At 58.5% G+C, this 14,476-nt stretch carries 12 protein-coding genes and 4 tRNA genes; 11 read left to right on the top strand and 5 right to left on the bottom strand.

Features of this window, described 5'->3' with window-relative positions:
• Positions 1-212: 212 nt before the first annotated feature.
• The 8 genes from OKC43_RS19815 (at position 213) to OKC43_RS19780 (ending at position 8,180) form a co-directional block, all read left to right on the top strand.
• Positions 213-1,265 (top strand): glycosyltransferase family 9 protein, encoded by a 1,053-nt coding sequence (locus OKC43_RS19815; protein ID WP_236272356.1) that lies wholly within the window; start codon positions 213-215, stop codon positions 1,263-1,265.
• Between the two features lie 303 nt (positions 1,266-1,568).
• The gene (gene gmk / locus OKC43_RS19810) at positions 1,569-2,195 is read left to right on the top strand and encodes a guanylate kinase (protein ID WP_005357125.1); all 627 of its coding nucleotides are present in this window, start codon (positions 1,569-1,571) and stop codon (positions 2,193-2,195) included.
• A gap of 80 nt (positions 2,196-2,275) precedes the next feature.
• Positions 2,276-2,551 carry a DNA-directed RNA polymerase subunit omega gene (rpoZ, locus tag OKC43_RS19805; protein WP_005307060.1) on the top strand — a complete coding sequence of 92 codons (276 nt, stop codon included), beginning with the start codon at positions 2,276-2,278 and terminating at the stop codon, positions 2,549-2,551.
• A 131-nt stretch (positions 2,552-2,682) separates the two neighbouring features.
• Entirely contained in the window at positions 2,683-4,800 is a 2,118-nt protein-coding gene (gene spoT / locus OKC43_RS19800; protein ID WP_005339255.1) for a bifunctional GTP diphosphokinase/guanosine-3',5'-bis pyrophosphate 3'-pyrophosphohydrolase, read from the top strand.
• Positions 4,801-4,844: 44 nt separating this feature from the next.
• Positions 4,845-5,576, top strand: coding sequence for a tRNA (guanosine(18)-2'-O)-methyltransferase TrmH (gene trmH, locus OKC43_RS19795; protein ID WP_236272355.1), 732 nt, complete (start codon positions 4,845-4,847; stop codon positions 5,574-5,576).
• Positions 5,576-6,235: a CatB-related O-acetyltransferase gene (locus OKC43_RS19790; protein WP_236272354.1), complete on the top strand. Its 660-nt coding sequence runs from the start codon at positions 5,576-5,578 to the stop codon at positions 6,233-6,235. The genes trmH and OKC43_RS19790 overlap by 1 nt, the downstream gene beginning before the upstream one ends.
• Complete coding sequence (locus tag OKC43_RS19785) at positions 6,235-7,275, top strand: alpha/beta fold hydrolase (RefSeq protein WP_236272353.1); 1,041 nt, start codon at positions 6,235-6,237, stop codon at positions 7,273-7,275. The genes OKC43_RS19790 and OKC43_RS19785 overlap by 1 nt, the downstream gene beginning before the upstream one ends.
• 89 nt (positions 7,276-7,364) lie before the next feature.
• Positions 7,365-8,180: a Cof-type HAD-IIB family hydrolase gene (locus OKC43_RS19780; RefSeq protein WP_005339262.1), complete on the top strand. Its 816-nt coding sequence runs from the start codon at positions 7,365-7,367 to the stop codon at positions 8,178-8,180.
• A gap of 34 nt (positions 8,181-8,214) precedes the next feature.
• Here the strand turns inward: OKC43_RS19780 and OKC43_RS19775 are convergent, their stop codons facing one another.
• From OKC43_RS19775 to OKC43_RS19755, 5 genes are all read right to left on the bottom strand, one after another.
• Entirely contained in the window at positions 8,215-8,730 is a 516-nt protein-coding gene (locus OKC43_RS19775; protein WP_113740712.1) for a ricin-type beta-trefoil lectin domain protein, read from the bottom strand.
• Between the two features lie 179 nt (positions 8,731-8,909).
• Positions 8,910-8,986, bottom strand: a tRNA-Pro gene (locus OKC43_RS19770).
• Between the two features lie 76 nt (positions 8,987-9,062).
• Positions 9,063-9,148 (bottom strand) — tRNA-Leu (locus OKC43_RS19765).
• Between the two features lie 20 nt (positions 9,149-9,168).
• Positions 9,169-9,244 (bottom strand) — tRNA-His (locus tag OKC43_RS19760).
• Between the two features lie 51 nt (positions 9,245-9,295).
• A tRNA-Arg gene (locus tag OKC43_RS19755) sits at positions 9,296-9,372 on the bottom strand.
• 232 nt (positions 9,373-9,604) lie between these two features.
• On the opposite strand from OKC43_RS19755, the gene OKC43_RS19750 reads away from it, so the two are divergent.
• The 3 genes from OKC43_RS19750 to OKC43_RS19740 are packed head-to-tail and all read left to right on the top strand — an operon-like array spanning position 9,605 to position 14,427.
• On the top strand, positions 9,605-10,201 hold the full coding sequence (locus tag OKC43_RS19750; protein ID WP_201954387.1) for a TetR/AcrR family transcriptional regulator: 597 nt from the start codon (positions 9,605-9,607) through the stop codon (positions 10,199-10,201).
• A complete protein-coding gene (locus tag OKC43_RS19745) occupies positions 10,198-11,331 on the top strand; it encodes an efflux RND transporter periplasmic adaptor subunit (protein ID WP_005339268.1) in 1,134 nt (377 codons plus the stop codon). Before OKC43_RS19750 ends, OKC43_RS19745 begins: the two co-directional genes overlap by 4 nt.
• Before the next feature lie 15 nt (positions 11,332-11,346).
• Entirely contained in the window at positions 11,347-14,427 is a 3,081-nt protein-coding gene (locus OKC43_RS19740; protein ID WP_005355755.1) for a multidrug efflux RND transporter permease subunit, read from the top strand.
• Positions 14,428-14,476 lie beyond the last annotated feature (49 nt).

Raw genomic sequence — 14,476 nt, 5'->3', positions numbered from 1 at the left:
CGCTCGGTGGGTCATGGATCGCAATTTTTCAATTGGCGATGAGGCTGCCGCTCTGGCATGCCCGCAATAGTGGCCTTTAATCAACGACGTGCAGAAACAGGTCATGGCGCATGGGCCCGGCCTATCCCGGCTGACGATTGTGCGCAATTTTACAATCCAGAGGGGAGTTTGCATAATGCCATCCACCCTTTTTGCCAGCCGTGCGCCACAACATGCCGCTATTTCAAACGCCCCCCTCCTCCATCTGCATCCTGCGGCTCTCCGCCATCGGGGATTGCTGCCACGCACTGGCGCTGGTGCGCGTCATCCAGCGGGAGTGGCCACAGACCCGCATCACCTGGATCACCGGCAAAATCGAGGCAACCCTGTTTGCCGATCTTCCCGGCGTCGAGGTGATCCCCTTCGACAAGAGCAAGGGGTGGCGCGGCTATCGCGATCTCTGGCAGACCCTCAAGGGGCGCAAATTCGATGCCCTGCTCCACCTGCAGGCGGCGATGCGGGCCAGCATCGCCACCCTCGGCATCAGCGCCAAGGTCAAACTCGGGTTTGATCGGGAACGGGCCAACGACGGCCAGTGGCTGTTCACCAACCACAAGGTGCCTTCGCCTGCCTCCCCCCATGTGCTGGACGGTTTCCTCGCTTTCGCCAAAGAGCTCGGCATCAAGGATCTGACCCCGGACTGGCAACTGCCCATCAGCGCCGAACATCAGGCGTGGGCAAGGGAGAAGATTGGCGGCAAACCGACCCTGCTGATCTGCGCCGCAGCCAGCAAGGCCTTCAAGAACTGGACGGCCGCAGGCTATGCCGTGCTGGCGGATCACGCCACCAGCAAGGGCTTTCAGGTTTATCTCTGTGGCGGGCCGGCCAAGCTGGAGCGGGATCTGGCCGCCGACATCCAGCGTTTAAGCCAGAGCAAGCCGGTCGATCTGGTGGGACAGACCAACCTCAAGCAGTTATTGGCACTGATTGGCGAGGCGAGTCTGGTGATGGCCCCCGATACTGGCCCAACCCATATGGCCACCATAGTGGGCACGCCGGTGATCGGCCTCTATGCCCACCACAATCCGGCCCGCACCGGCCCATATCTGTGCCGCGACTACGTGGTCAGCGTCTATCAGGAGCTGGTCGAGCAGGAGACCGGCAAGCCGCTGGCCGAATTGAGCTGGCGCACCCGTCTCAAAGACCCCGAGGCCATGCGAAAAATCACCAGCGAGCAGGTGACCGCCGCGTTCGATCGGCTCTGTGCAGATCGTCAACTGCCGTAGTGACAGGGCACCTCGGGAATTCCGAGCCATCAGGCAGGGATAACCTGATAGCCTCTGCCCTCAGCCAAAGGCACAATGCAGGCTGATGTGGGTTACGCTCCCGCAGCAAGCTACGAATACTTTGATCGGCTGGAATATGATTCCGGCCGTTTTTTTATTCGCCGCATTCTGGTAAAATTCGCCGCCTTTACATCCTCCTGACTCAAGAATTTTCCGCGTTTTGCGTTTGGCTGTCTCCCTTTCGGGCACAAGACGGCGGTCTCTGCTACAACCAAAACAGCGGTTTCGATTAAAGGTAATAATATGGCGCAACAAGGCACTCTCTATATCATCTCTTCTCCGAGCGGCGCGGGTAAATCCAGTCTGCTCAATGCCTTGCTGACCCAACATAACGCTGCGGGCAAGATGCAGCTGTCGGTTTCCCACACCACTCGCGCCACCCGCCCGGGCGAAGAGCACGGCGTCCACTACCACTTCGTCCAGGTGGAAGAGTTCAAGGCGCTGATCGAACGCGGTGATTTTCTGGAGTGGGCCGAAGTGTTCGGCAACTACTACGGCACCTCACGCGCCGCCATCGAAGCCTGTCTGGCCAAGGGGATCGACGTATTCCTCGACATCGACTGGCAAGGTGCCCGCCAGATCCGCGAGCAGATGCCGACCAAATCCATTTTCATCCTGCCCCCCAGCCGCGAAGAGCTGGAACGCCGCCTGATTGGGCGCGGTCAGGACAGCGCCGAAGTGATTGCCGGCCGGATGGCGAAAGCCATTGCCGAAATGGTGCACTACGACGAGTATGACTATGTCATTATCAATGAAGACTTCGAGCAGGCGCTGTTCCAGCTCAGGTCCATTATTGAGTGCCAACGGCTGGAGATGCGTCACCAGCAACAGGCTCAAAAAAACTTGCTGCAACAGCTACTGGCAGAGTAAGCCAAAAACAAGTAAACTTTTGCGTCATTTTTAAACACTGCTTTTCTAAAATACAGAAAGCCCAAACACTGGAGTCCTGCATGGCACGCGTTACTGTAGAAGATGCTGTAAAACAGGTAGGTAACCGTTTTGACCTGGTGCTGGTCGCCGCGCGCCGCGCTCGTCAAATCGCGGTACAAGGCAAAGATCCCCTGGTCGACGAAGAGAACGACAAGCCGACTGTGATCGCCCTGCGTGAGATCGAGCTGGGTCTGGTGAACAATCAAGTGATGGACACCCAGGACCGCTACGAACAGCAAGAGCAGGAAGCCGCCGAGCTGGCTGCCGTTGCTGCCATCGCCGAAGGCCGCGGTTAAGTTATTCCTCCGGTTGGCACCCGCCCGGGTGCCGACTGTTCATCCCCATTTACAACCGCTCGAAAACCTCGCAAACTCAGGGCTATACCCTCAATTCCACGAATTGCCGTTTCACCGCTGCGGGGACTGTCTTGTATTTATTTGAAAACCTTAAAGAAATAGCCAGTTCCTACCTGCCACCAGAGCAGGTTGAGAAGCTCAAGCAAGCCTATGTGGTGGCCCGTGATGCCCATCAGGGCCAGATGCGTTCCAGTGGCGAACCCTACATCACCCACCCTGTTGCCGTTGCCCGAATCCTGGGTGACATGCGCCTCGATCATGAAACCCTGATGGCCGCCGTGCTGCACGACGTCATCGAAGACACCTCTGTCACCAAGGCCGATCTGGCCGAACAGTTTGGCAATGCGGTTGCAGAACTGGTGGCCGGGGTCTCCAAGCTCGACAAGCTGAAATTTCGCGATCGCAAAGAGGCGCAGGCCGAGAACTTCCGCAAGATGGTGATGGCAATGACCCAGGATATCCGGGTCATTCTGATCAAGCTGGCCGACCGCACCCACAACATGCGCACCCTGGGCTCGCTGCGCCCTGACAAGCGTCGCCGCATAGCCCGGGAAACCCTCGAAATCTTCGCCCCCATCGCCAACCGCCTCGGTATTCACACCATGAAGAACGAGCTGGAAGAGCTGGGTTTCGAGGCGCTCTATCCCATGCGATCCCGCGTGTTGCGCGAATCGGTACGCCGCGCCCGTGGCAATCGCCGCGAAATCATCGACTCCATCCAGAGCGAAATCAGCGGTCGTCTGAAGGAGGCGGGGATCGAGCATCAGGTCAGTGGCCGCGAGAAGAATCTCTTCTCCATCTACAACAAGATGGAGAAAAAAGAGCTGCAATTTCATGAGGTAATGGATATCTACGCCTTTCGGGTCAAGGTGAAGGACATAGATACCTGTTACCGGGTGCTGGGGCAGATGCACAGCCTCTACAAGCCGCGCCCCGGCCGCTTCAAGGATTACATCGCCATCCCCAAGACCAACGGCTACCAGTCGCTGCACACCTCTCTGGTGGGGCCTCACGGGGTACCGGTGGAGGTGCAAATTCGCACCGAGTTCATGGATCAGATGGCCGACAAAGGGGTTGCCGCCCACTGGGCCTACAAGCAGGATGGCGACAGTTCGGGCACCACTGCCCAGATCCGCGCCCAGCGCTGGATGCAGAGCCTGCTGGAATTGCAACAGAGCGCCGGCAGCTCGTTTGAATTTATCGAAGGGGTCAAGACCGACCTCTTCCCCGACGAGATCTACGTGTTCACGCCGGAAGGACGCATCATGGAGCTGCCCGCTGGCGCCACGCCGGTGGACTTTGCCTATACGGTGCACACCGACATCGGCCACGCCTGCGTCGGTTCGCGGGTCGACCGCCACCCCTATCCGCTCAGCAGCCCGCTGCACTCGGGCCAGACGGTGGAGATCATCACGGCACCGGGCGCCCGTCCCAACGCGGCCTGGCTCAACTTCGTGGTGACCACCAAGGCTCGCTCCAAGATCCGCCAGTTCCTCAAGAACCTGCGCACTGAAGAGTCGGTGGTGCTGGGTCGCCGCCTGCTCAACCATGCGCTGGGCGCCAAGAATATCGAAGACATCCCCGAGCCGCGCATCAAGCAGGTGCTGGCCGATACCAAGCATGAGAACCTGCAGGGGCTGCTGGCCGATGTGGGCCTCGGCAACGCCATGAGCGTCATGGTGGCACGCCGCATGCTGGGGGATGAACTACCGCCGGAAGAGCAGCCCAAAACCAGCAGCAAGAAGATGCCGATCAAGGGTGCCGACGGCATGCTGGTCACCTTCGCCAACTGCTGCCGTCCGATCCCGGGGGATGCCATCATCGCCCATATCAGTCCGGGCAAGGGTCTGGTGATCCACCAGGAAGCCTGCCGCAACATCAAGGGCTACAGTAAGGAACCGGACAAGTACCTGCCGGTGCAGTGGGAGGTGGACAAGGAGCAGGAACAGGAGTTCCGCACCGGCATCAGCATCGAGATCGTCAACCATCAGGGTGCGCTGGCCGAGCTGGCCAACGTGATTGCCGCCACCGGCGCCAATATTCACGCCATCAGCACCGAAGAGAAGGATGGCCGGGTCTATCAGGTCAGCCTGCTCATCACCACCAAGAGCCGCATCCACCTGGCCAACATCATGCGCAAGATCCGCGTCATGCCCAACGTGCTCAAGGTGAGCCGACAGAAGAACTGAACACAGGCGGCGCAAGCCGCCTGCTGCTTTTATAGAGACAAGCCATGACCCCCGAACGCTTCAAGCGCATCACCGATATGCTGGCCCAGCGTCAGCTCGATTTGACCGTCTGCATGGAAGAGGTCCATAAACCTCACAATCTGGCCGCTATCGTGCGTACCGCCGATGCCATCGGCATCCACCGGGTACACGCCGTCTGGCCCAAAACCTGGATCCACAAACGCAAAGGCACCGCCCGCGGCAGCCAGAACTGGGTGGATGTAAAACTGCACCCGGATATCGGCACAGCCGTTGCCGAGCTGAAAGCTTCAGGCATGCAGATCCTGGCGACCCATCTATCTGACAGCTCGGTCGATTTTCGCGCCATCGACTACACCAAACCGACCGCCATTCTGGTGGGTCAGGAAAAGCACGGCATCGGTGAAGAGGCGCTGGCGCTGGCCGACCACCATATCGTCATTCCCATGGTCGGCATGGTGCAGTCCCTCAACGTCTCGGTGGCTGCTGCCGCCATCCTCTACGAAGCCCAGCGTCAGCGCGAGCTGGCCGGTTGCTATCAGCGCGGCTGCCCGCTCACGCTGGAGGAGCAGAACAGCATCCTGTTCGAGGGGGGTTATCCTATCTATGCCCAACTCTGCAAAGAGAAAGAGATGTCCTACCCCCAGCTCGGCCCGGCAGGTGAAATTCTGGCGGACGAAGAGTGGTGGCAACGGATGCAGCTGACCCGCAAAGGTTGGGCGCAGCAGAACGAACAGGACGATCCGCAGGAGGAGTGATGGAGAACCCTTTTGGCAGCTGGCTGGAATCGCAAATCATTCGGGATCACCTGACCAACCCGAACATAGAGGCCGGCGACTACAGCTACTACTCCGGCTACTACCACGGCAAGCCGTTCGAGGATCACTGCGTCCGTTACCTGCTCGGCGATGGCTCGACCCGCAACACCTGGGAGAGCGGCCTCTGGGGCGAGGTGGATCGGCTGATCATCGGCAAGTTCTGCTCCATCGGCTCGGGCGCCACCTTCATGCTGGCGGGCAATCAGGGCCACCGGCTGGATTGGGTTTCCACCTTCCCGTTCAACCCCGACACCTTTGGCGAAGGGGCCCGCAGCGGCTTTCTGCGCAAGGGGGATACCCGGATTGGCAACGATGTCTGGATCGGCTCGGAAGCGATGATCATGCCCGGCATCACCATAGGTGACGGCGCCGTCATCGCCACCCGCGCCGTGGTGACCAAGGATGTGGCCCCTTACACCATAGTCGGCGGCAACCCGGCCCAACCGATCCGCCGCCGTTTCAGCGATGAGCAGATCCTCATGCTGCAAGAGATGCAGTGGTGGGACTGGCCCCTGCCCCGCTTGCAAGCCAGCATGGCGCTACTCTGCTCGGGGGATATCGCCGCCCTTTATCACCATTGGCAGCAGGAGTGTGCCTGATGAAACCCCTCTCTCTTTCCCTGTTGGCCCTGACCCTGTTTTCTGCCGGAGCCCTTGCCGTGACCAATACCTATCAGCTCACCAGCGAAGCCGATGTACCCAGCCTCTACCAGCAAACCCTGCCCGACTTCTGGCGCCAGCATGCGGTGGAAGGAGAGTTCAAGGGCAAGGATGGGGTGACCATCCGCTATGCTGCGCTGCGGCAGGAGAAGGTTGATCGCGCCATCCTGATCGTCAATGGCAGGGTCGAGAGCTACCTCAAGTATCAGGAGCTGGCGTGGGATCTCTGGCGTCAGGGCTACAGCCTCTATCTCATCGACCATCGCGGTCAGGGGATGTCTGGCCGGATGCTGAATGACCCGCAGAAGGGATATGTCGACCAGTTCGACGATTATGTGGTCGATCTCAAGCAGTTTTACGACCAGATCATCATGGCGGACCAGCCTGCCAAGCTGTTCCTGCTGGCCCACTCCATGGGCGGCGCCATCTCGGCCCGCTATCTGGAGCGCTGGCCCGATGATATCAAGGCAGCCGTGCTCTCCTCCCCCATGCTGGGCATCAATCTCGGCGGTCTGCCCAAGTGGCTGGCCAAGGGATTGGCGAGCACCATAGGCACGGTCGGCGGCTGGATTGGCGAACCTCCCTACGGCCCCGGTCAGGGCGCCTATCAGGATCACGGCTTTGCCGATAACGAACTGACTCACAGCCAGCCCCGCTATCAGGCCTTCCGCCAAATCTACGAGCAGCACCCGCAGATCAAGCTGGGTGGCGCCACCGCCCACTGGATTTATCAGGGGATCACAGGTGCCGATGCCGCCATTGCCGATGCGGGCGCCATCAAAACCCCGCTGCTGGTGCTGCAAGCTGGCAACGACAGCGTGGTGGACAATGCCGCGCAGGATCGCTTCTGCACCATTGCCAAGTGCGAAGGGGGCAAACCACTGCGCATCGAGGGTGCCTGGCACGAGCTGTTTATCGAATCCGATGACAAGCGCCAGCCCGCCCTGACCGCGATGGTCGACTTTTTCGCCCGCTTCTGAGCTGGCTATTTTTTGTAACCCTAAATAAATGGGGTGACAGTGCGGGCTAAGGTAAACTGCCCCTGTTTTCAATCGATGCCGAGGTAATGATGTTCAAGGTAGTTGTATCCGATCTCGATGGCACTCTGCTCAACAAGCAGCACCAGATCTCTCCCCGTACCCGGGATACCCTGCACCGCCTGGTAGAACAAGGTGTGAAATTCGTGGTCGCCACCGGCCGTCATCACGTTGACGTACGCAGCTTCCGCGATGCGCTGGGGATGGACATCTACCTCATTACCTCCAATGGCGCCGTGGTCCATGACAAACAGGATCAGCTGATTTTCAACCAGCCGCTGCCGACCGAGATCGCCGCCGAACTGATTGCCCTGGAGCGCGACCCCTCTATCCACCTCAATGTCTATCAGGGTGATGACTGGGTGGTGGAAGAGGAACTGCCCTGGCTGCTGCAGTTCCACGACGAGTCAGGGTTCACCTACCGTCTGGTCGATGACCTGAAACAGGAACCGAAAGAGCAGATCAACAAGGTGTTCTACATCGGCGACCACGAGAAGCTGCTGAAGATCGAGGCACACCTCAACCAGCGCTACGGCGATCAGCTCAACGTCACCTTCTCCCTGCCGGACTGCCTCGAAGTGATGCACGCCGGGGTGCATAAGGGCAATGCTGTGCGAGCCGTGCTGGAGCAGAACGGGTTCGACATGTCGGAGGCGATCGCCTTCGGCGATGGCATGAACGACTTCGAGATGTTGACCATGGTGGGACGCGGCATCGTGATGGGCAACGCCCATGACCGCCTGAAAATGGCGCTGCCGGAGTATGAGCAGACCCTCACCTCCGATGAAGATGGCGTCGCCGTCTATCTGGAGAAGCTGTTCGAGCTGGAGAGCGTCAGCGCTGCCTGATCCTCTTCATCCCGACATCCGATTCAGCAAAGCCTCACCATGTGAGGCTTTGTTTTTTCAGGGTTTCCAGCCAGGGATTGGGCCGCTGCCAGCTGAAGCTCTGGTTCGCTCCACCGTAGCATTCGGCCAGCCGCAGCGGCGTGCCGGGGGTATGGCGTCGCCCGGCCACATCGAGGCAGCGGGAAACCTTGCTGTTGAACAGCTTGTCTTTCTGCCACTCCCACTGTGCCTGACCGTCACAGGGTGCCAGCATCAACTCGCTGTCGTTTTTGGCTTGCAAACAGAGATCCTGCAGGCGCAACTCACCCAGATCCCACTCGAACAGTTGATCGTCTTTTCCGCTGCAAGGTTGTGCCAACACCTTCTGTTGGGACACCGCAACGCAAAAATCACCGCTGGTCAGCAAGGGGGAGAGAGAGCGCTCCTCCTGCGGTTGTGATGCAATGGAGCCCATCATCACATCGGTGGATGGCGGCTTGATGGTACAGCCACCCAGCAGCAAGGCAGCCAGCAGGGCGGGAGAGCAAGCAAAGGAAATTTTGTTATTCATGGAAAAATGCCTGAAATGGGCCGATGACATCCGGTTGTCAGTGACTCGAGGCTGAAGCATAACCGAAAGGCGGGGCGCGCTGCCCAAATAGAGTGTAAACAGACGTAACAGGGAGAGAGTACTGGCACGGCGGAGGCCGGAAAGCAAAAAACCCCGCCTAAGCGAGGTTTTTCTAAATGTGGTCGGTGATAAAGGATTCGAACCTTTGACCCTCTGGTCCCAAACCAGATGCGCTACCGGACTGCGCTAATCACCGAGGCTATTTCTTTCAAAATAGTTTACTTCAAAAAAACAAAGACGACCTCATGGTCATCCTCGTCATACAGCAAGTATGGTGCGAAGAGAGGGACTCGAACCCTCACACCCGGGGGGCACTAACACCTGAAGCTAGCGCGTCTACCAATTCCGCCACCTTCGCGTACCTGACAAGCTGTAAAATGGGGTGGCTGATGGGGCTCGAACCCACGACAACCGGAATCACAATCCGGGACTCTACCAACTGAGCTACAGCCACCACAGCTGTTTTCGTTCCACAACAACGCCCGTTTAACCGACGCACTTTTGATGGTGCGCCCGACAGGATTCGAACCTGTGACCTCTGCCTCCGGAGGGCAGCGCTCTATCCAGCTGAGCTACGGGCGCCACGCTGTCGAACGGGGCGCATTATTAATGATGGTTGCTGGTTTGTCTACACTTTTCTGTCACCGAAACACTGTTCGTTGTTTTTTCAAGCACATTGCGCACTTTTCTTCCACTATTCCCCTGCTGACAGCCGAAAAGGGGCAGATCGCAGTCGCAAATCACCTTGCTGCCTTGACTTGATTTGATGCCAATCTAGAATGAATGAACGTTCATTCAATCGAAAGTCACACTGATGATTCTGGATAAAAAAGAGAGCATCTTCAACGCGGCCCATGAGGTGCTGGGTGAACGGGGTTTTCATGGTCTGTCGATTGCGGAAGTCGCCAAGAAGGCCAATGTTGCCACCGGCACCATCTATCGTTACTTCGGCGACAAGGATGATCTGATCCGGCAACTGCACCAGCACACTATCTTGCAGTGTGTGCCCATGGTCATGGCCGATGTAGCAATCGATAAAGTTTCATTTCAACAATTTCGCCAATTATGGCTCAATATTCATGCCATTTTTGTTAACGAACCCAACGCTATCCGGTGCAAATTGCAGTACGAGAGCTCTCCGCTAGGGGCAGAATTGGAGACCAATCCTGTCATTCTGGCTGCCTGGGAGCCTCTGGACCGATTTTTTGAACAGGGCGTTGAACAAGGATTGTTTATTGATTTACCGATACGGGCACTCCAGGTGTTGAGTCTGGACAGTGTCATGCATCTGGCCCTGCAGTGCAGGGTGCACAACATCACGCTGACCGAATCGCAGTTGGAAACCGCGATCCGGGCCAGCTGGAATGCCATTTTATCCCCCATTCTTTCCACCTCAGGAGCCTGTTCATGAAAAAGTGGATGGCCATTATGTTGCTGATAGCGATCGCCTTGTTTGGCAGCGTCATCGGCTTCAATTTGTTCAAACAGAAGATGATTGCCCAATACATGGCCAACCGGCCGGAACCCGAATTCCCCGTCACCGCCATGGTGACCAAGGCGCAGGATTGGGTACCGACCATCGAAGCGATCGGCTTCATCGAGCCGAATCAGGGGGTGACCCTCTCCACCGAACTGGCAGGTACCATTGACGCCATCACCTTCGAATCAGGCAAACCGGTCAAGGCTGACCAGCTGCTGCTGAGCCTGGACTCCACCGTGGAGCGGGCCAATCTGCGCGCCTCCCAGGCCAAGCTGCCAGCGGCAAAAGCCAAGTTCGATCGTTTCCAGAACCTCTACAAGACCAGCTCCATCTCCAAAGAGCAGCTGGATGAAGCCGAAGCGGCCTATCGCTCGCTGGAAGCAGATATCGAGAGTCTGAAGGCGACCATTGCCCGTCGTGAAGTCCGTGCGCCCTTTAGCGGCGTGGTCGGCCTGCGCAATGTGTTCCTCGGTCAGTATCTGCAGCCGGGCACAGATATCGTGCGCCTGGAAGATACCAGCGTGATGCGCCTGCGCTTCACCGTGCCCCAGACCGATATCTCCAAAATCAAGCTGGGCCAGACCATCAAGATCAATGTGGATGCCTATCCGCAAACCCAGTTTGACGGTCATATCACCGCCATCGAACCTGCGGTCAACTTCCAGAGCGGCCTGATCCAGGTACAGGCAGACATTCCGAACAACGACGGTCAGCTGCGTTCCGGTATGTTCGCCCGCGCCAGCATCATTCTGCCGACGGTGAAAGATCAGATCGTGATCCCGCAGAGCGCTATCTCCTTCACCCTTTACGGTCAGAACGTCTACGTGCTCAAAGAGGGCGAAGAGACCGACAAAGAGGGTAACAAGGTGAAAGTGCTGCGAGCCAAGCAGGTTGTGGTCAAGGCCGGTGAGCGCCGTGGCAACGATGTGCATGTGCTCTCCGGCATCCAGGCCGGTGACCAGATCGTACTGTCGGGTCAGGTTCGCCTGAGCAACGACACCAAGGTGCATGTGGTCGAGAACGACGCCCTGGCCGTTCCGGCACAAACCCCGATGCTGTAAGCGCGGAGATCTGCGATGCGATTTACTGACATATTTATAAAACGGCCTGTGCTGGCGATCTCGCTCAGCTTCCTGATCGCCTTGCTGGGCTTTCAGGCCATCTTCAAGATGCAGGTACGGGAATACCCCGAGGTGACCAACACGGTGATCACCGTCAGCACTGGCTACTATGGCGCCAGTTCTGATCTGATCCAGGGGTTCATCACCCAGCCGCTGGAACAGGCGGTCGCGCAAGCCGACAACATCGACTTCATGACCTCCTCCAGCCAGCTGGGCAGCTCCACCATCACTGCGTACATGAAGCTCAACACCGACCCCAACGCCGCGCTGTCCGACATCCTGGCGAAGGTGAACTCGGTGCGATCCCAGTTGCCGAAAGAGGCGGAAGACCCGTCGGTCACCTCCTCCACCGGTTCAACCACGGCGGTGCTCTACCTCGGCTTTACCAGCCCGGAGCTCAATTCCAGCCAGATCACCGACTATCTGGAGCGGGTTATCAAGCCGCAGCTCTTTACCGTGGGCGGGGTCTCCAAGGTTGATCTCTACGGTGGTGTCGAGTTTGCCCTGCGGGTATGGCTGGATCCGGCCAAGATGGCGGCCTTCAACCTGACTGCCAGTGACGTGATGACGGTGCTCAACAGCAACAACTATCAGTCCGCGACTGGTCAGGCGACCGGTTACTTTACCCTGTTCAACGGCAACGCCGAGACCCAGGTCAAGGACGTCGACGAGCTGAAGCGTCTGGTGGTTGCTACCCGTGACGGCAAGGTGATCCGCCTTTCCGACATTGCCAAGGTGACCCTCGAGAAGAGCCACGACATCTATCGCGCCAGCGCCAACGGACGCGAAGCCGTGGTCATGGCGGTCAACGCCGCGCCGACAGCCAACCCCATCAACATCGCCCACGATGTGCTGGCGTTGCTGCCGAGCCTTGAGCGCAACATGCCGAGCACCATGCGTCTCAACGTGATGTATGACTCCACCGTGGCGATCAACGAGTCCATCCACGAGGTTATCAAGACCATCCTGGAGGCAGCCGCCATCGTTCTGGTGGTCATCACCCTGTTCCTCGGTTCGTTCCGCGCGGTCATCATCCCGATCATCACCATTCCGCTCAGTCTTATCGGCGTAGTGATGATGATGGATATGTTCGGCTTCTCGATAAACCTGATGACCCTGCTGGCGATGGTGCTGGCGATCGGTCTGGTGGTGGATGACGCCATCGTGGTGCTGGAGAACGTCGACCGTCATATCAAGGAGGGGGAAGAACCGTTCCGGGCCGCCATTATCGGTACCCGTGAAATTGCGGTGCCGGTTATCGCCATGACGGTTACTCTGGCGGCGGTATACGCCCCTATCGCCCTGATGGGTGGTATCACCGGCTCCCTGTTTAAGGAGTTTGCCCTGACGCTGGCTGGCGCCGTGTTCGTCTCGGGCATCATCGCCCTGACTCTGTCCCCGATGATGTGTTCCAAGATGCTCAAGGCCAACGAGCAACCGGGCAAGTTCGAGAGCACAGTCCACCACCTGCTGGAGCGGATGACCGATCGCTACGACAGCATGCTGCACGCCGTGATGAAAAAGCGCCCCGTCATCGTGGTGTTCGCCGTCATCGTCTTCGCCAGCCTGCCGCTGCTGTTCAAGTTCATCCCGAGCGAACTGGCACCGTCAGAGGACAAGGGGGTAATGGCCGTGCTGGGTACCGCACCGTCCAACGCCAACCTGGACTACATCGAAAACACCATGGCGGATGTGAACAAGATCCTGGACGACCAGCCCGAGATCGCCTTCTCCCAGGTCTTCTCAGGGGTGTTCAACGCCAACCAGGCGTTCGGTATCGCCTCCATGGTGCCCTGGAGCCAGCGTGAAGCGAGCCAGAAAGAGGTACTGGATCGGGTCGCCAATCTGGTGAAAGACATCCCGGGTATGGCCATCACCACCTTCCAGTTCCCGGAACTGCCGGGTGCATCGAGTGGTCTGCCGATCCAGTTCGTCATCACTACCCCGAACAGCTTCGAAAGCCTGTTCCTGGTGGCTGGGGAAATTCTGGCAGCGGCGCAGAGTAACGGTCAGTTCGTCTATTCGGATCTCGATCTGAACTACGACTCCGCCACCATGAAGATCCGCATCGACAAGGACAAGGCGGGTGCCTACGGCATCACCATGCAGGATATCGGTATCACCATGGGCACCATGATGGCGGACGGTTACGTCAACCGTATCGACCTGGATGGCCGCTCCTACGAGGTGATCCCGCAGGTCGAGCGCAAATACCGTCTCAATCCGGAGTCCATCAAGGGCTATTACGTGCGGGCAGCAGACGGCAAGTCGATCCCGCTCGGCAGCCTGATCAGCATTGAAGTGGTTGGCGAGCCCCGCGCCCTGCCCCACTTCAACCAGCTGAACTCTGCCACCATCGGCGCCGTTCCGGCTCCGGGCGTGGCCATGGGTGATGCGATCAACTGGTTCCAGACCACCGCCGACGAGAAGCTGCCGCAAGGCTATCGTTACGACTTCATGGGTGAAGCCCGTCAGTTCGTCACCGAAGGCAATGCGCTCTATGCCACCTTCGCGCTGGCACTGGCAATCATCTTCCTGGTGCTGGCAATCCAGTTCGAGTCGGTGCGTGACCCGCTGGTCATCATGGTCTCTGTACCACTCGCCATCAGCGGGGCCTTGATTGCCCTGGCATGGGGGATGGCGACCATGAACATCTACTCCCAGGTGGGCCTCATCACTCTGGTGGGTCTGATTACCAAGCACGGTATCCTGATCTGTGAAGTAGCTAAGGAAGAGCAGCTGCTGCGCGGCATGAACCGGATGGAAGCTGTGATGCAGGCTGCCAAGGTGCGTCTGCGTCCGATCCTGATGACCACGGCCGCCATGATTGCCGGTCTGATCCCGCTGCTCTACGCCGCTGGCGCCGGTGCGGCACAGCGTTTCAGTATCGGTATCGTCATCGTGGCAGGTCTTGCCATCGGTACCCTGTTCACCCTGTTCGTGCTGCCGGTGATCTACACCTATCTGGCTTCCGAGCACAAACCCTTGCCGGTATTCGATGAAACCATTCCGCCCAAAGCAAACGGCGGACATTAATCATCAATCACATGCAAAGGCCCCGATACGGGGCCTTTTTTATGCTTCG

Source organism: Aeromonas sp. Y289-2 (assembly GCF_027705925.1).
In the GTDB taxonomy this organism is placed as follows: Bacteria; Pseudomonadota; Gammaproteobacteria; order Enterobacterales; family Aeromonadaceae; genus Aeromonas; species Aeromonas veronii.
This window is presented reverse-complemented; position numbering and strand designations above follow the sequence as displayed.